The sequence below is a fragment of the Arsukibacterium tuosuense genome (genome assembly GCF_900215315.1).
GTDB classification, from domain to species: Bacteria; Pseudomonadota; Gammaproteobacteria; order Enterobacterales; family Alteromonadaceae; genus Alishewanella; species Alishewanella tuosuense.
The window spans coordinates 899,112-916,062 of record NZ_OBEB01000001.1; the positions used below are offsets into that span (position 1 = coordinate 899,112).

14 protein-coding genes are annotated in these 16,951 nt (G+C 49.8%); 10 read left to right on the top strand and 4 right to left on the bottom strand.

Annotated features, from left to right (window positions below; translation table 11 throughout):
* Nucleotides 1-17 precede the first annotated feature (17 nt).
* From rdgB to CRO03_RS04225, 8 genes are all read left to right on the top strand, one after another.
* Nucleotides 18-620 carry an RdgB/HAM1 family non-canonical purine NTP pyrophosphatase gene (gene rdgB / locus CRO03_RS04190; RefSeq protein ID WP_097110270.1) on the top strand — a complete coding sequence of 201 codons (603 nt, stop codon included), beginning with the start codon at nucleotides 18-20 and terminating at the stop codon, nucleotides 618-620.
* On the top strand, nucleotides 621-1,766 hold the full coding sequence (gene hemW / locus CRO03_RS04195) for a radical SAM family heme chaperone HemW (protein WP_097110271.1): 1,146 nt from the start codon (nucleotides 621-623) through the stop codon (nucleotides 1,764-1,766). It begins immediately after the preceding gene.
* 79 nt (nucleotides 1,767-1,845) lie between these two features.
* Nucleotides 1,846-3,696: a DUF885 domain-containing protein gene (locus tag CRO03_RS04200; protein ID WP_097110272.1), complete on the top strand. Its 1,851-nt coding sequence runs from the start codon at nucleotides 1,846-1,848 to the stop codon at nucleotides 3,694-3,696.
* A 162-nt stretch (nucleotides 3,697-3,858) separates the two neighbouring features.
* A complete protein-coding gene (locus tag CRO03_RS04205) occupies nucleotides 3,859-4,350 on the top strand; it encodes a pyridoxamine 5'-phosphate oxidase family protein (RefSeq protein ID WP_097110273.1) in 492 nt (163 codons plus the stop codon).
* Nucleotides 4,351-4,461: 111 nt separating this feature from the next.
* On the top strand, nucleotides 4,462-5,424 hold the full coding sequence (locus tag CRO03_RS04210) for a magnesium transporter CorA family protein (RefSeq protein WP_097110274.1): 963 nt from the start codon (nucleotides 4,462-4,464) through the stop codon (nucleotides 5,422-5,424).
* A gap of 12 nt (nucleotides 5,425-5,436) precedes the next feature.
* Entirely contained in the window at nucleotides 5,437-6,786 is a 1,350-nt protein-coding gene (gene mgtE, locus CRO03_RS04215; RefSeq protein ID WP_097110275.1) for a magnesium transporter, read from the top strand.
* A gap of 64 nt (nucleotides 6,787-6,850) precedes the next feature.
* Complete coding sequence (gene rimK / locus CRO03_RS04220; RefSeq protein WP_097110276.1) at nucleotides 6,851-7,768, top strand: 30S ribosomal protein S6--L-glutamate ligase; 918 nt, start codon at nucleotides 6,851-6,853, stop codon at nucleotides 7,766-7,768.
* On the top strand, nucleotides 7,768-8,817 hold the full coding sequence (locus CRO03_RS04225) for a succinylglutamate desuccinylase/aspartoacylase family protein (protein ID WP_097110277.1): 1,050 nt from the start codon (nucleotides 7,768-7,770) through the stop codon (nucleotides 8,815-8,817). Before rimK ends, CRO03_RS04225 begins: the two co-directional genes overlap by 1 nt.
* 50 nt (nucleotides 8,818-8,867) lie before the next feature.
* Here CRO03_RS04225 and CRO03_RS04230 read toward each other — a convergent pair whose 3' ends face one another.
* The 4 genes from CRO03_RS04230 to CRO03_RS04245 form a co-directional block, all read right to left on the bottom strand.
* Nucleotides 8,868-9,626, bottom strand: a complete 759-nt coding sequence (locus CRO03_RS04230) for a DUF2884 family protein (protein WP_097110434.1) — start codon at nucleotides 9,624-9,626, stop codon at nucleotides 8,868-8,870.
* Between the two features lie 115 nt (nucleotides 9,627-9,741).
* A complete protein-coding gene (locus tag CRO03_RS04235; protein ID WP_097110278.1) occupies nucleotides 9,742-11,400 on the bottom strand; it encodes a FapA family protein in 1,659 nt (552 codons plus the stop codon).
* Between the two features lie 107 nt (nucleotides 11,401-11,507).
* The gene (locus tag CRO03_RS04240; protein WP_097110279.1) at nucleotides 11,508-11,843 is read right to left on the bottom strand and encodes a hypothetical protein; all 336 of its coding nucleotides are present in this window, start codon (nucleotides 11,841-11,843) and stop codon (nucleotides 11,508-11,510) included.
* Between the two features lie 57 nt (nucleotides 11,844-11,900).
* Nucleotides 11,901-12,566, bottom strand: a complete 666-nt coding sequence (locus CRO03_RS04245) for a DUF2982 domain-containing protein (protein WP_097110280.1) — start codon at nucleotides 12,564-12,566, stop codon at nucleotides 11,901-11,903.
* A gap of 197 nt (nucleotides 12,567-12,763) precedes the next feature.
* On the opposite strand from CRO03_RS04245, the gene CRO03_RS04250 reads away from it, so the two are divergent.
* The gene (locus tag CRO03_RS04250; protein WP_097110281.1) at nucleotides 12,764-13,822 is read left to right on the top strand and encodes an efflux RND transporter periplasmic adaptor subunit; all 1,059 of its coding nucleotides are present in this window, start codon (nucleotides 12,764-12,766) and stop codon (nucleotides 13,820-13,822) included.
* A complete protein-coding gene (locus tag CRO03_RS04255; RefSeq protein WP_097110282.1) occupies nucleotides 13,822-16,947 on the top strand; it encodes an efflux RND transporter permease subunit in 3,126 nt (1,041 codons plus the stop codon). The genes CRO03_RS04250 and CRO03_RS04255 overlap by 1 nt, the downstream gene beginning before the upstream one ends.
* Nucleotides 16,948-16,951: the final 4 nt, after the last annotated feature.

Here is a 16,951-nt window from a genome sequence, read left to right on the forward strand (position 1 = left end):
ATTAAAGCCCGGAAGACATGCAAAAACTAGTTCTTGCCAGTTCAAACAAAGGTAAAATAACTGAGCTTAGTGCCCTACTTTTACCTTATCAGTTACAAATAGTACCGCAGCAGGAACTGGGTGTGTCAGACGCTGATGAGACCGGCCTCACGTTTATTGAAAATGCCATTATAAAAGCCCGCCATGCCTCATTGGTAACGGGCTTACCTGCCATTGCCGATGATTCCGGTATTGCTGTTGATGCGCTGGGCGGTGAGCCCGGTATTTACTCGGCGCGTTACAGTGGTGAAGCGGCAACCGATAGCAATAATATCAGCAAATTATTACACGAGATGCATGGCATTCCAGCGCATGAACGCAGTGCCCAGTTTCATTGTGTCCTGGTGTATCTGCGCCATGCCAGTGACCCTACCCCGCTGGTTTGTCACGGGATCTGGCAGGGCAAAATCAGCGAGACAGTCCGGGGTGATGGTGGCTTTGGTTACGACCCGGTATTTATTCCGGCTGGCCACTCAGTCAGTGCTGCCGAGCTGAGTAAAGAGCAAAAAGCCTCGCTCAGCCACCGGGGCCAGGCATTGCGCCAGCTGATAGCACTTTTAAAGCCCCAGCAGGCAGGTTAAGTGAGCCTGCAGTTACCACCGCTGTCGCTGTACATTCATATTCCCTGGTGTATTCAAAAATGCCCGTATTGTGATTTTAATTCGCATGCGGTGAAACAAGGCATACCGGAGCAGGAATACATTGCCCATTTGTTGGCCGATTTAGACCAGGATTTGCAGCTGGTAGGCCAGCGCCCGGTAAGCAGCATTTTTATTGGTGGCGGTACGCCCAGTGTATTTTCCGCAGCCGGCATCAGCCGGATCCTCGAGGGGGTTAAGCAACGCTTAAACTGCAACGAGGATATGGAAGTAACAATGGAGGCTAACCCCGGCACTGTTGAAGCAGACCGGTTTGCCGGTTATGTCAGCGCCGGGGTAACCCGTTTTTCTATTGGCGTGCAAAGCTTTCAGACCGCACAATTAAAAGCCCTGGGGCGTATTCACGATTGTGACGAAGCTATCCGGGCCGCTAAACTGGCCAGCAGCTTGCCCCTTGGTAGCTATAATCTCGATTTAATGCACGGTTTGCCCGGGCAAGATATTAACGGCGCCCTGGCCGATTTGCGCCAGGCCATTGCGCTGGCACCACCGCATTTATCCTGGTATCAGTTAACTATAGAACCCAACACGGCGTTTGCCTCGCGTCCGCCGGTATTACCCGCTGATGATACACTGTGGGACATCCAGCAGCAGGGTTTGGCATTGTTGCAGCAACACGGTTATCAGCAGTATGAAATTTCAGCTTACGCCAAACCCGGGCATCAGTGCCGGCACAACCTGAATTACTGGCGTTACGGCGATTATCTGGGAATTGGCTGCGGCGCTCATGGCAAAATAACCTTAGCAACCCGCAATGCCATTATACGCACGGTTAAAATTAAACATCCGAAGGGCTATATGGATATCAGTCGCGGTTATCTTGACAGCAAAGAGCAAGTGCCTGCTGAAGACAGACCCTTTGAATTTTTTATGAACCGGTTTCGCTTACTGGAGCCCTGCCCGCATTCGGACTTTACGGCCTATACCGGTTTGCCGGTCAGTGGTATAGCACCTGCCATTGATACCGCAGTAACACAGCAACTGCTGCTGGATACGGGTCAGCACTGGCAAATTACTGATAAAGGTGCCCGTTATCTGAATGACCTGCTTACGCTTTTTATTGATTAGTTCAGCTTTAACAGTTTAGCCAGCGGGCATAAATTAGTAACATCTGGTAACGGATAATAACGACAACACAGGACCTACTATGAAAAAGACAACTTTTCGCACTCTCGCTTTAATCCCATTGGCCGTCAGCCTGGCATTAGCAGGTGGCTGCGGTCCGAAAACCACTCAGCCAGGGCTGACCGGTGAGCAAACTGCGGTAGTTCAGCTTGACGTTAACGAGCAGGCCAATCAGTTGTTTGAGCAAATTTATATGGAACGGGTCCGTCTCGATCCGGTGCTGCAAACCCGGCTGGGTATTAAAGATGACTACGATAAATGGCAGGATTTAAGTGATGCAGCTTATGAAGCTGAACTGACCATGACCCGTAATCACCTTGATCTGCTAAGCGCTATCGACCAAAGCCAGCTGGACCCTGACACGGCCCTCAGTTATCAGCTAATGCAGCAGGATTTACAAAACAGTCTGGAGGATAGCAAGTGGCGCTTATACAGCTATCCGGTAAACCAGATGTATGGTATTCATTCGCTGGTGCCATCATTACTGATCAATCAGCATAAAGTAGAGGATGTCAGCGACGCCAAAGCTTACATCAGCCGTTTAAATAACGTGACACTATTGTTTAGTCAGTTACAGCAGCAACTGACTAAACGCGCTGAGAAAAACATTATCATCCCTGAATTTGTATTTGACCACGTGATCAGCGGCAGCCGGAATGTGATTGATGGCGCGCCTTTTAACCCCGGTGATGACAGCACCCTGCTGGCCGACTTTAAAAAGAAAGTACAGGCGTTAGAGTTGGATGCAGTTGAAGAAAAATTACTGGTGGATGAAGCCAGCGTTGCGCTGCTAACCAGCGTCGGCCCGGCTTACCAAAGCCTGATTAACTACTTGCAGAATTTGCAGCAGCAGGCCACCACTGATGATGGCGTCTGGCGTTTTGACGACGGGGCTGCCTTTTATCAGCACCGGCTGCAGCGGATCACCACCACCGACTTAACCGCAGAGCAAATTCATCAGCTGGGCCTGGATGAAGTAGCCCGTATTCATGCGGAAATGCGCGACATTATGCAACAGGTTGAGTTTGATGGCAGCTTAGCTGAGTTCTTCGTGTTTATGCGGGAAGATCCACAATTCTACTATCCTGACAGCGATGAAGGCCGCGCCGCCTATCTGGCTGAAGCGACCCGGGTTATCGACGATATGAAAGGCAGGCTGGACGAATTGTTCCGGGTAAAACCCAGCGCCGATATGATAGTCAAAGCGGTTGAGCCGTTTCGCGAAAAAAGCGCCGGCAAAGCCTTTTACCAGCGGCCATCAATGGATGGTAGCCGCCCTGGCGTTTACTATGCCAACCTGTATCAAATGCAGGACATGCCGACCTATCAGTTAGAAGCACTGGCCTATCATGAAGGTATTCCCGGCCATCATATGCAACTGGCCATCGCTCAGGAGCTGGAAGATATGCCCAAGTTCCGCCGCTTTGGTGGGTACACCGCCTACATAGAAGGCTGGGGCCTGTACAGTGAGGTACTGCCAAAAGAAATTGGCTTATACCAGGACCCCTACTCTGACTTTGGCCGGTTGGCGATGGAGCTGTGGCGCGCCTGCCGTTTAGTAGTTGATACCGGTATTCACGCTAAAGAGTGGACCCGCGAACAGGCTATTCAGTATCTGGTAGACAACACCCCGAATTCTGCCACCGATGCCACCAAAGCTATCGAGCGTTATATCGTGCTGCCAGGCCAGGCGACTGCCTATAAAATCGGCATGATTAAAATTCTGGAGCTGCGCGAAAAAGCCAAAACTGCGCTGGGCGAGCAGTTTGATATCCGCGACTTCCACGACGTAGTGCTGCGCAATGGCGCCGTGCCACTGGATGTACTGGAGCAGCTGGTAGACGACTATATCGCGGCCGCTAAGCCCGAGTAATTAAGCAACGAAGAATTAAAAAGCCGGTCAGGAATCCTGACCGGCTTTTTGCTGTTTAGTTATCTATTTTGGACCTGAAAAACGAAGTCGCGGTTTTTATGCTAGGGTTTAGCTAAGGCAATGATGGCCTGCCCAGGCTTTTCAGACAAAAAAGGAGGAACAATGTCGAGCCCTGAACATAAGCAAAAAATCTGGAATCTTATCAAAGATATCAAAACCGGTATGTTAACCACGTTACATGGCAGTGAGCTGCGCGCCCGCCCTATGGTATTGGTGCAGGATGAATACGATGGCACCTTATGGTTTTATACTGATCTTGAATCAGAAAAAGTAATGGAAGTAGCGAAGGACCATGATGTTTGTGTAACCTTTGCCGACCCTGATAACCAGACGTATGTGTCCCTGACCGGGGTTGGTCGTACCGTTAGTGACAAAACCCTGATTGATAAATACTGGAACACCTTTGTGGCCGCCTGGTTTCCAGAAGGAAAAGACGCTGCCAATGTCGGTATGCTGGAAGTTAAAGTACAAAAAGGCGAGCACTGGGATAGTGACAGCAGCAAAATGATGAAAAGTGTTAAAACCATGACGGCCAAGGTTAAAGGAGAAAAACCTGATCTTGGTGAGCACGAAAAATTTGGCACCAGGAATTAATACCAGCATCCATTGTCGGCATTAATTTATGGTCTGAACGACCATAAAATTTCGCCAAACAGCGCCAAGCTGGGTATGCTGTAATCATTATGCCCGGCTTGGAACAGCAATATGATTTTACTCAATTATTTTGAACCGGAAACCAATAGCTGGCAGCAAATCAGTTTTGCCAGACTACCGACCCAACTTAGCGCTGATGCCAGAGTCTGGCTTAACCTGAATGAGGCTACACCTGAAGAAATACAGCAGGTACTGCACCGTTTTGCCATCGCTCCCACTCTGGCTGAAGATTTCAGTCGGCAGCGCCACCCGCCTAAACTGGAAACTCAACCTGATTTCAGCCTGCTGATCCTGCGCGGTTATGCCGACCCTGATTTCAGCGAATACAGCAGCAGTGCCCAGGTTAACTTGTTATACTCTAAGCAAGTTTTAATTAGCCTGGTGCGTTGTCAAAGTGCCTCACTGCTCGAGCAACTTACCCCTAAAATTGCGGCGGGCCAAAGCCTGATTGTTACCGATTGGGTAAAACACCTTATTTTAGCGGTGTCGGGTAGCTATCTGGAAAAGCTGATCGCGTTTGAGGACGTACTAAGCGAACTGGAGGACAACATGCTGCAACGGGGCAGTGACGAGCAAATGGCCCTGATGATGCGTTACCGCTCGGTGCTTCGGAAAATAAACCGCAATCTGGCATATCAGAAAGATATTTTTGCCGATGCCTTGTATGAAGAAAAAAGCCCGCTGCTAAATCACTTCAGCGGGCCGGATGTGCGTGATTTTTATGAAAAGTTTGAGCGGCTGCATAGTATGACCGATTTGTATTATGATCAGCTGAGCGATTTGGTTGAAGGTTACATGTCCACTACGTCGCACCAGATTAACGAAAGAATGAAAGTACTGACGATGGTCAGCACAATATTTATTCCACTGACCTTTATTGCCGGTTTGTACGGAATGAACTTTGTTAATATACCTGAGCTGGTTAACCCCAATGGTTACTATTATGCACTGTTAGCCATGGCCGTGCTGGGCGTGGGCGGCCTGTTCTGGTTTAAGTTTAAAAACTGGTGGTAATAAGGATTTGCAATGGCAGAAAACCCGCTACTGGATATTGAGGATATTGTCCGCGGCAGCTTGACTGATGAGGACAGCAGCTCGCTGATCGAGAAAATCAGCCAGCTGGAACCGGAAGAAATTGCCCTGGTACTGGAGGCAATGCCGGTTGAGCAACGGGTCAGCACCTGGCTTGAGTTACACCCCGACGATCAGGTCGCCGCCCTGACTTACATGCGGGTAGATGCCCGGGAAAACATTTTTAAGCAACTTGATGAGCAACAACTGCGTACCCTGGTTGAGGGCATGGAAGTTGATGACTTAATTGAGTTACTGGATGAACTACCACAACGGATTTATAACTATGCCTGCTCGCGACTGGACGCCAGCCAGCGCAGCTGGTTAGAAACAGCACTAACCTATGACGATGACCAGTGTGGCCGCTACGCTGACCACGATTTACTGATCATCAATAAAAATGCCAAAGTACGCGATGGCATCAGAATGTTTCGTAAGCTGGCTGACGATGCCGAATATCAGGACGCACTGTTTGTCATAGACCGCACCGGCCGTTACGCCGGGCTGGTGCATGCTACCGCCCTGCTGGGCCAACCCAGTCATTTACCGGTGGAAAACTTTCTGGACAAAGAAGCCCCCGTGGTAACCGGCGAGATGGAACTGGAACAAGGCTCTGATATCGTGTCGCGCTCTGGCTACACGGCGCTGGCGGTAGTGGATGCTGACGACAAGCTATTGGGCCGATTGTCTATTGGTGAAGCACTGGAGAACGTGCGCCGGGCGTTGGAAAGCCAGTTTATGCATACAGCCGGTCTGGACGAAGAAGAAGATTTATTCGCGCCGGTGTTTGACAGCGCAAAACGGCGGGCCTTGTGGTTGGGGATTAACCTGTTAACCGCCTTTCTGGCAGCGTGGACCATTGGCCTGTTTGAAGCCACCCTGCAACAAGTGGTGGCGCTGGCCGTGTTAATGCCCATTGTCGCCAGTATGGGAGGCATAGCCGGTAGCCAGACCTTAACCTTAATGATCCGTGGCCTGGCGCTGGAGCAGATCACTCCGCAAACCTATATGATGTTGTTTCGTAAAGAGCTCGGCGTAGGGGCAATTAACGGGGTGCTGTGGGCGTTAGTAATTGCCGTTATCACCTATTTCTGGTTTGGTGACTGGATTATTGGCGGCGTCATTGGCCTGGCTATTGTCATCAACATTATCGCAGCGGCCATTTCCGGGGTGTTTATTCCTATCTGGCTGGAGAAGCTGGATATCGACCCGGCGCTGTCTGGCTCTGTTATTCTGACAACCGTTACCGACGTTGTCGGCTTTTTTGCGTTCCTGGGCCTGGGATCTTTATTTTTACTAGCCTAGTTTTTACTAGCGTAGTTTCTGATGGCTTAAGTCGCAGCCCTAATTTAATTTTAACGGAGAGTGCATGAAAATTGCGATATTGTCGCGAAATGCTGAACTGTATTCGACTAAACGGCTGGTTGCCGCAGCCGAAGCAGCCGGCCACCAGGTGCAGGTAATAGACCCATTAAGCTGCTACATGAATATTAACCGCTCCAATTCCTCTATTCATTATAAAGGTGAAGTGCTGGACGGTTTTGATGCCGTGATCCCACGGATTGGCGCCTCTATTACATTTTATGGCACGGCGGTACTGCGCCAGTTTGAAATGATGGGGGTTTATTCACTGAATGAATCGGTCGCTATCGGCCGGGCCCGCGACAAGTTGCGCTCCATGCAATTGCTGGCCCGCCAGGGCATTGGCTTACCGATAACCGGCTTTGCTGATAAACCTGGTGATATCCCCGATTTAATCGACATGGTGGGCGGTGCGCCGCTGGTGATTAAACTGCTGGAAGGCACCCAGGGCATAGGCGTGGTGCTGGCCGAAACCCGCACCGCGGCTGAAAGCGTTATAGAGGCCTTTATGGGCCTGAATGCCAATATTCTGGTGCAGGAATATATCAAAGAAGCCAAGGGCGCGGATATCCGCTGTTTTGTGGTAGGCGATAAAATTGTTGCGGCGATGAAACGTCAGGCGAAAGAAGGTGAGTTTCGCTCGAACCTGCACCGCGGCGGCTCCGCCACCGTAGTGCGGTTAACCCCGGAAGAGCGTAATACGGCAGTGCATGCTGCCAAAACCATGGGCTTAAATGTGGCCGGCGTGGATTTACTACGCTCAAACCATGGCCCGGTGGTAATGGAAGTAAACAGCTCGCCCGGGCTGGAAGGCATTGAAAGTGCCACCAGCAAAGATGTCGCTGGCCTTATTATCAGCTTTTTAGAGAAAAAAGTGGCGACGCATAAAACCCGGCGTAAAGCCAAAACCAAAGGAACAGGCTAATGAACAGCCGTGCTGCTTTTACCCTCGGACCTGACAAAATTGCGGCAGGTAGCCGGGCGGTGGTCGATATCCCGTTTGGTAAGCTGTATACCCACACCGAGCTGAATATTGGCGCCCATGTTATCCATGGCCGCCAGGAAGGGCCTGTGCTGTTAATTACCGCGGCCTTACATGGTGACGAAATTAACGGCGTGGAAATTTGCCGGCGTTTGCTAAAACTTCCCAGGTTAAACCGGATTAAGGGCACTTTAATTGTGGTGCCTATCGTCAATACCTACGGTTTTGTCCAGCAGTCACGTTATTTGCCAGACCGGCGCGATTTAAACCGCAGTTTCCCCGGCAGTGAAAAAGGCTCGCTTGGCAGCCGGATGGCTTATCAGTTTACCGATAAAATTCTTAAATGCTGTACCCATGCCATTGATTTACACACCGGTGCTATTCACCGCGCTAACCTGCCGCAGGTGCGGGCCAGCGCCAAAGATAAAACCGCGCTGCGGATGGCAGAGGTATTCAATGCCCCGGTTATTATTAAAGCCGCCAGCCGCGATGGCACCATGCGAGGTACCGCTAACAACCTGGGCATTCCGTTATTATTGTACGAGGCAGGCGAAGCGCTGCGCTTTGATGAACAATCGATAAAAATCGGGGTGCGCGGCATCGTTAACGTGATGCAGGACTTAGGTATGCTCAGCGGCAGAACGAAAGCACCGAAAAACCGTTCAGTGTTCTCGAAGAAAAGCAGCTGGGTGCGGGCTGAGCATGATGGTATTGCCCGCTATTACGTCACGTTGGGTCAAACGGTGAAAACCGGCGATATTATGGCGCATATATACTCGCCCTACTCTGATTTTGAGGTCGCTATTCCGGCAACCTTTGATGGCGTGGTGATAGGCCGCAATAACTTACCGCTGGTCAATGAAGGCGAAGCATTATTTCACGTGGCTGAAGTAAGCTCACTGGATGAAGCTGAGAAAACCCTGGATGCGATAAGTGATGAGGTAGACAACGCCATGCCAGCGGCCCTGCGGGATGAATACGGCGTCGTTTAGCGCGAACAATCACTGTGGTTTTAAAAAAGAAGTTCAGCTAAACAGTAAGTTTAGTTTTTCTCAGTGACCACGTCATACTGGCTTAGCAACGGCACCCGCTGTTGCAGGCTGGTTTCAATTTCATCCAGTTCCCGCATGCGCTGACAGAAAAGTGCCGATTTGGCTTCCAGTTCAATTGCCTTTTCATCCAGTCCAAAACTAATATTATCAACCAGTTGCTCTACCGATTCCAGGCCCTGATTGTCGGTGCGTTCAAAGTTACTGTCAGACTGACGCAACGCATCGCGTAGTGCCCCCCAGACCGCCCCAACGGTATGACGAGCCAGATTACTTAGCTGTGGTTTTAATTCGCGGTTTAAGAAATGATCCAGTTCATTCAAACTTTGCGGCGCCAGATAAAAGTATTCTCCGGTACGGACAAAGCGTGACATAAACTGAAATGTGGTTTCGCGGATTAACGCCTGCCATTCTGCCTGTTGTGATTTACTGCCCAGACCTGACAGCATAGACTCAATGCTCGACAGCCCCACTTCAACCCCATCCACGGCAAGACTAACAATTTCAGGCACAAACTTGCGTAGCCCCTGGCTGTATTGTTGCAGCAGTTCAGTATCGTCATCTGTCAAATGTACCCACTCTCCGGCCACAAACAACTGGCGATCATTATTAATCTGGACAAAGGTTCGGGTGTTCTGCATAAAACGGATATGGTCTGGCGCAATCAGCAAGCCATAGCGAAATGCCATATTGCAATCTGCAAAGGCCAAAGATGGTAAGCTCAGGATAAAAATAAGCAGTATAGCTTTCACAACAACAATCTCTTTAAACACACTTATACAGCCTAATTGATAGCCGCGACATTGGCACTACCTTGTGCCGCACAGCGGATACCGCTTGTCGCGTATCACTATTTACAACGGCTCATTACAGCGGTTCAATGGAGGGATGGCCGTCAACTAATACCACTTTGGATGGACCATATTCGCGCCGGCTTTTAACCTGTTCTTTACCAAAATGAATTTCGACTGCCGAAAACAGTTGTTGCCGCACCACAATCAGCAACTCCGCCAGTTTTTCCTGGCGTTGCGCCTCCAGTATTTTAATGTCATTAATTAACGACACTGCCAGCTCGCGATGCTCTTCAAATTTGGCGACCAATTCAAGGCGACGCATTTCTATCTGAGCATTACCTTCAATTTTTTTCAGTTTTTCCAGTTGCTGACGTAATTCTTCCATTTCAGTCCGTTCCGCAGCGACACTGGCACGCAGCACCTCTTGTTTTTCGACAATCGGGTCAAGCTGCCGGTTTAACTTTACTAACACGGCACTACTGGAAGGCGCGCCAAGGTTGCCACAGAACAGCCCCAGATCCAGATAAAAATAGCCGCCTACTAACTTACCATTGGGGTTATCTTCCGGTCCGGCATAAACTATTGCAGCTTCAACCGCACAGTGCATGAGTTGTTTACTGACATAAAGATTACCACCGCAGCTAATCCGGCTATACTGAGCCAGATTACACTGAATATCACCAACCGCTTTTAATTCAGTGCTGTATTCGCTTTGCTGATCGGCCTGAGCAAGCTGGTGACCGATTACCGAGCCATTAATGGTGATATCACCTCCGGCTTCAATTAACGTTCCCTCAACCATACCTTTAACAAAAACATTACCGCCGGCGACGACTTTCATACCTTCTGTCACACTGCCATTTACCACTACCGAACCGCGAAACACGATATGGCCGGTTGCTAAATCGACGTTCTTAACAGTAAACACTTCATCAACCGTCGCACCGGCTTCAATGACTCGTGGTAAACCATCCCGTGCTGCTAAAAGCAAATCGCCGTCTGCCGGCGCTAACTCAACCCCTTCACCCAGTTGCCACTCTAATTGCAGACCAGGCGTTGCCGGAATCATTTCACCACTGACCAGCATGCCCGCCACGCCAGCAGTAGGCGGATGACGGCGCATTATGGCTTCGCCGGTTCTGATAGCCGGAATAACACCGAAATCGCGAAGATCAGCCTTTTCATCTGTTTTAACTACCGGTCGGTTCCGGCGACTTTCCATTTCTGCTAATAGCGGCTCGAAACGGGAATTGGCGCCGGGCACCATTGCCCGACCACGGGCAATCATCAGCTTAACTTTACTGCCGGGCTCGGCTTTAGCGGCATAAGAGACCAGTTTTATAATTTGTTCTTTGCTAAAACCAAAAACAATGCCATTTGCCTGGGCACTTTTAACAAGATCGTTGGCTGATACAGGTGCCCCACCCCAGGCTGCGGTTATAATGGCTGTGGCCATCATTTTATCTTCGCTGATGTCAAAGGTGAGTTGAGCGTCGCGTTTTTCAGCAATCCGGTAGCTTAATTCTTTGCTATTCTCAGCTATCAGGTTTTCTTTGATCTTCTGCTGAATTTGCTGATACTCGACCAACAGATTAGTAAGCTGGTCCTGCAACACCAGGCAACGCTCATAACCATGATTATTTATTTGTTGCTGAATTTCGGCTGCACTGATGGCCGTTAACGAGACCGGCACCGTTATTTTTATAGTATTATCGTGCTCAGAAAATTGCATGTGGATAGTCTGCTTGTACTACGACGAAAGTATTATGCTTAATGAAGCAAATATCAGGCAGAAAGGCAAGCCCTTACTGCATTTCAGGGCCTCAGAAGCTAAAAAAGCTAGATATAGTTGTCCTGGTGGATCCGGATAAACAAATCTGTACCTTTCTTGCTATAGTCAACCTTATATTCTTTATTGTTCAACGCCTGCACAAACAACAAGGTTTTGGTTTCACCAAACACATCGGTACTGGAAATATCAACTATCTCCATATAACGCTCTTTCGCTTCAACCTTATTGGTCGGCACCGCATCCTGAAACATTTTTACGCCATGGCGGGTGATGATCAATGGCGGGTCGTTATCATCGTTAATCACGATTAAATCAAGTTTTTTATTTTTATGGATCAGGGTATTACGCCCGCTTACCAGAAATGCTTTATCGTAGCTGTTCATGCACCATCCTGCCAGAAAAGAGGTTTGGCTTATTATGATACACAGTCAGCGGTGTGTCTAGGTAGCTGTATTCTGTATTATTTGTAAGCGAGCCCTATTAATTTGCTGGCAAAGCGCGCTGGTCTGCTCCGCTGTGAGTGAACTTGGTACAAATAAATCAAAGCCACTGGCTTGCGCCAGACGTAGCATTCTTTGCCCAAAAACTGCTTTTATGCCACTGTACTGCTGGTTTTCAGTAGCGAACGTATCTTTTTCTGCCAGTAATTCGCTGGCGCACTGCCCTGTAGCACAACCTTGTTTAACCGCGGATATAAACAAGGGTCGCTGCTCGGTCATTAATCGCACAGCCAACCTCAGCCGCAATGGCTGCAGCACGGCATCATAGTCTGTCACTTTAAAGCCGATAAAAGACAAGTCATGCTGTTCCAGCTGCGGTACCGCGCAATACATAAAACTGTTCCACGGTAACAGCCAGCTGCCGTAACGGTGATAATAGTGCACGCCCTGCTCGTCACACTTGAGAAAATGCCGTGGCTCTGCCAACTTAGCGAAGCCCAGAAATATCGCCATTGCAGCGGCAATATAGGCAATTGCCAGCCACAAACTAAACTGTCCTGCAAACAACACAGTAAAAAGCACCAGCCCCAGCAAGGCGCCAGCTCCGGACAGCAGCAACCTGGCGCCCCCCTGATGACTTGTCTGACTGACTAAAATCGGTTCCATTTATTCACCAATAGCCTGTTTGCCCCATTGTTTTCTATCCTCTACCTGGCAGTACAGTAGCAACTGTTATACTGGATCAGTGCAAAAGGCGCTGGAATACGACCAACGCCGCCGTGATTGCGATAACAGATCATCTGTTTCACCATTAAAAACATACAATACACACAAAGTATTATTATGCGGTATGCGGAGTCATTGTGACAAAAATTCATTCTCGTCTTATTTGGGTCATTTTAATAGCCCTGGCTGTTTTTCTGGGCTACCTGTACTGGCAACAGCAACAAGGGCCAACATCAGGCAGAGGTGCAGGCGCGCCTGTCGCAGTCAGTACTGCTGAAGTATCTGTTAAACCGATGATCAGGAAAATTACCTCTTTAGGCAGTGGCCTGGCTAATAATTCTGTGCAGATTGTGGCACCAGCCAGCGATTTCTTAATTGAGCTGAACATCCAGGAAGGCAAGCAGGTAAAAGCCGGTGATATTATAGCCCGGTTAAACAATATACAACAGCTGGCCAGAGTGGCTGAGTTATCAGCAGTCCTGACCGATCAGCGCCGCCAACTCGACCGGTTGCAAAACCTGGCTACCACCCAGGCTACTGCACAGTCGCTGCTGGATGAGCAGCAGACCCGCGTTAATACCACGCTGGCGCAATTAGATATTGCCAAAGCGCAGCTGAACGAGCTGACCATTCGAGCGCCTTTTGATGGCTATCTTGGCCTGCGCCAGGTAAGCCAGGGTGCGTATGTCAACACAGGTACCGTGCTGACGACGCTCGACGATCTAAATACCCTCAAAGTAGAGTTTAGTGTTGCTGAACATTACCTGGCAGAAATTAAACGTGGTATGTCGGTAAATGTTACTAACGTGGCATATGGCAATGTCGACTTTATTGGCGAAGTGAGTGCAATTGATACCCGGTTGGACCCGGTAACCCGCTCTATCAGAGTGCATGCTACCCTGGATAATAGCGATTTACGCTTACGGCCAGGTATGCTGCTTAAAGTTAACGTAGAACTGGCCAACACACCGGCATTACAAATTTCTGAGCGTGCTTTAATTCCTCAGCAAAACAAACAGTTTGTGTTCGTGGTTAATAGCGATAACACCGTCAGTCAGCGTGAGATAGAAGTTGGCCAGCGTATTCCCGGCTGGGTCGAAGTTCTATCAGGGCTGGAAGAAGGCGAAGAAATCGTGGTCGAAGGTATTCAGAAGATCCGGCCGGGTGTCGTTATTAACAAAGTCGGAGCGCGATAATGCTGTTATCAGATTTATCGGTTAAACGGCCGGTATTTGCAACCGTTGTTAACTTGCTGCTGGTGGTGTTTGGTATAGTTTGTTTTACCATGCTACCTCTGCGTGAGTTTCCTGACATTGACTCGCCCATCGTCAGCATTAACACCAACTACCCCGGCGCGTCTGCAGAAATAGTTGAAACCAAAATAACCCAGTTGCTGGAAGACCGGATCAGCGGCGTAGAGGGTATTAAAAGCATTAACTCTAATAGCCGTAATGGCCGGTCCAGCATTACCATTGAGTTTAATGTTGAGCGTGACATCGACTCCGCTGCCAATGATGTCCGGGACCGGGTTTCACGGGCGTTAAATAATTTGCCTGATCAGGCCGACCCACCTGAAGTGTCTAAAGCCAATGCTGACGAAGACACCATAGCCTGGTTTGTGCTGAACAGCGAAAACATGACCACCCTGGAGCTGACTGATTACGCCAACCGCTATATCGTCGAGCGCTTCTCCGTGGTTGATGGGGTCGCCAGGATCCAGTTAGGCGGTTCCCGCGATTATGCGATGCGGGTCTGGCTGGATCGCGATGCCATGGCGGCTCGTGGCGTTACTGTGCAGGATATTGAAAGCGTACTGCGTAATGAAAACGTCGAGTTACCGGCCGGAAACATTAAGTCAGTTGATCGCGACTTTACGGTACGGGTTATCCGCACTTATAAAACCGAGCAGGACTTCCGACGGCTGGTGATAAAGCGGGGTGAAAATAACTATCTGGTCCGCCTCGGTGAAATCGCCGATGTCATGCTGACCTCAGAAAATGAAGAAAGTGAGTTCCGCGGCGATGGTAAAAACCTGTTAGGTATCGGCATTATTAAACAGTCGAAAGCCAATACCCTGGAAGTGGTTAAAAGCGCGCGGGCAGAAATGGAGCGGATTAAAGCGCAGTTGCCACAAGGTACTACCATTGAACCCGGCTACGACTCCTCGCTGTTTATCTCTGAGTCAATTAAAGAAGTGTATAACACCCTGGGTATTGCGATGGGCATGGTGGTGCTGGTTATCTTCCTGTTTCTTGGCAATATCAGGGCAACCTTTATTCCGGCAATCACGGTACCCGTTGCCCTGGTCGCTGCAGTAACAGTGCTGTTTGCACTGGATTTTTCGATTAACCTACTGACCCTGCTGGCAATGGTACTGGCGATTGGTCTGGTGGTTGATGACTCGATTGTAGTGCTTGAAAATATTTACCGGCGGATTGAGACCGGTGAGGCGCCGTTACTGGCAGCTTACCGTGGCGCCCGAGAGGTCGGCTTTGCTGTTATTGCCACCACACTGGTCCTGATATCAGTGTTTGTGCCGCTAGTGTTTATGCAAGGTCAGTTGGGCAAACTGTTTACCGAATTTGCCCTGGCCATTGCCGCGGCAGTGGCGTTTTCCAGTGTCACAGCTCTTACCCTTTCGCCGATGCTGTGCAGTAAACTGCTGCAACATCGTAAGCGTGAATCAAAACTTGGCCAGGCGTTGCACAGTGGCTTTGCCAAACTTGAAAACGGCTATCGCAAGCAACTTAACGTGGTGACCCGGACGCGCTGGCCGGTATTAGTTGTGGTTGTGCTTTGCTTTGTTGCCAGCTATCAGCTGGTGAAAATGCTGCCATCTGAACTGGCGCCGTCGGAAGACCGGGGTACCTTCTTTATTTCGATGACCCCCGCTGAAGGCGCCAGCTATCAGAGTAACAGCCGCAATATGCGACTGATTGAAGATATTCTGATGCCCTATTATGAAGACGGTGAATTTAATCGCTTATTAATCCGGGTGCCAGGCTGGGGTGGCAGTGGCGGTATTGCCATAGTTGGCGCGGAGAACTGGAGTAATGGTAAAAGGCGCACCGCCGAACTGATGCCGGAAGTTGCGGCAAAGATCAACGAACTGCCTGATGTCCGTGCGTTCACCTTTATGCGCAGTGGCCTAGGCGGTGGTGGCGGTGGCAGCCGGCCGGTACAGTTTGTGTTACAGGGCAACACCTATGAAGAGCTGGCACGCTGGCGCGATACCGTTATTAACAAAGCCAGCGAAAACCGCAACTTACTGATGCTGGATCACGACTACAAAGAAACCGTACCTCAGGTATTAGTAGAGATTAACACCGAGCGGGCCGGCGATCTGGGGATCTCGGTTGGCGCTATTGGCCGGGCCCTTGAGGCCATGCTGGGTGGCAGACGGGTTACCACCTTTTTAGACCGCGGCCGCGAGTACGACGTTATTCTGGAAGGCTGGGATGATGACTTCCAAGCACCGGGCACCATTAAAGACGTGTTCATCCGCTCTGACAGTACTGGCCAGCTAATTCCACTGGACAACCTGGTAACCCTGCGCGAAGAGGCCACTGCCGCGGCATTAAACCGCTATAACCGGATGCGCTCCATTACCATCTCTGCCAGCCTGGCCCCGGGTTACAGCCTTGGTGAAGCACTGGAGTATCTGGAAACCATAGTACAGACAGAGATTCAGGACACTGTCGGCATCGATTACAAAGGCGAATCGCAACTGTTTCAGGAAAGTGGCGAATCAACCTTGTTAGTCTTTATGCTGGCACTGGTGATTACCTATCTGGTACTGGCCGCGCAGTTTGAAAGCTTTATTCATCCGCTGGTGATTATGATCACCGTTCCGCTCGGGTTGGTTGGCGCGCTATCAGGTTTGTATTTCTTTGATATGTCATTAAATATCTACAGTCAGATTGGTCTGGTGATGCTGATAGGCCTGGTAGCGAAAAATGGCATTCTGATTGTGGAATTTGCTAACCAGTTGCGTGATGCCGGTGTAGCCTTTGAAGATGCCGTGCGCCGGGCAGCGATACAGCGCTTACGGCCTATTACCATGACATGCTTTACTACCATTATGAGCAGCTTACCACTGATTATTGCTACCGGTCCGGGCTCAGAAAGCCGGATGGTAATAGGTATGGTCATTTTCTGCGGGGTAGCACTGGCCACCTTACTTACCCTGTATGTTGTACCGGTAACCTATATTGCGATAGCCCGCAATACCGGCTCACCAAAAGCCCTTAGCCGGGAACTGGAGCGTCTGGAGCAACAAGCACCAGACGAGCATGCAGCTGATGAGGTGGTTCCTAAATAACTAC

Excerpts from the sequence above, each read along its gene's own strand:
- rdgB (WP_097110270.1), top strand. The coding sequence starts at position 18 with ATGCAAAAACTAGTTCTTGCCAGTTCAAACAAAGGTAAAATAACTGAG.
- CRO03_RS04200 (WP_097110272.1), top strand. The coding sequence starts at position 1,846 with ATGAAAAAGACAACTTTTCGCACTCTCGCTTTAATCCCATTGGCCGTC.
- CRO03_RS04205 (WP_097110273.1), top strand. The coding sequence starts at position 3,859 with ATGTCGAGCCCTGAACATAAGCAAAAAATCTGGAATCTTATCAAAGAT.
- CRO03_RS04210 (WP_097110274.1), top strand. The coding sequence starts at position 4,462 with ATGATTTTACTCAATTATTTTGAACCGGAAACCAATAGCTGGCAGCAA.
- mgtE (WP_097110275.1), top strand. The coding sequence starts at position 5,437 with ATGGCAGAAAACCCGCTACTGGATATTGAGGATATTGTCCGCGGCAGC.
- rimK (WP_097110276.1), top strand. The coding sequence starts at position 6,851 with ATGAAAATTGCGATATTGTCGCGAAATGCTGAACTGTATTCGACTAAA.
- CRO03_RS04225 (WP_097110277.1), top strand. The coding sequence starts at position 7,768 with ATGAACAGCCGTGCTGCTTTTACCCTCGGACCTGACAAAATTGCGGCA.
- CRO03_RS04235 (WP_097110278.1), bottom strand. The coding sequence starts at position 11,400 with ATGCAATTTTCTGAGCACGATAATACTATAAAAATAACGGTGCCGGTC.
- CRO03_RS04240 (WP_097110279.1), bottom strand. The coding sequence starts at position 11,843 with ATGAACAGCTACGATAAAGCATTTCTGGTAAGCGGGCGTAATACCCTG.
- CRO03_RS04245 (WP_097110280.1), bottom strand. The coding sequence starts at position 12,566 with ATGGAACCGATTTTAGTCAGTCAGACAAGTCATCAGGGGGGCGCCAGG.
- CRO03_RS04255 (WP_097110282.1), top strand. The coding sequence starts at position 13,822 with ATGCTGTTATCAGATTTATCGGTTAAACGGCCGGTATTTGCAACCGTT.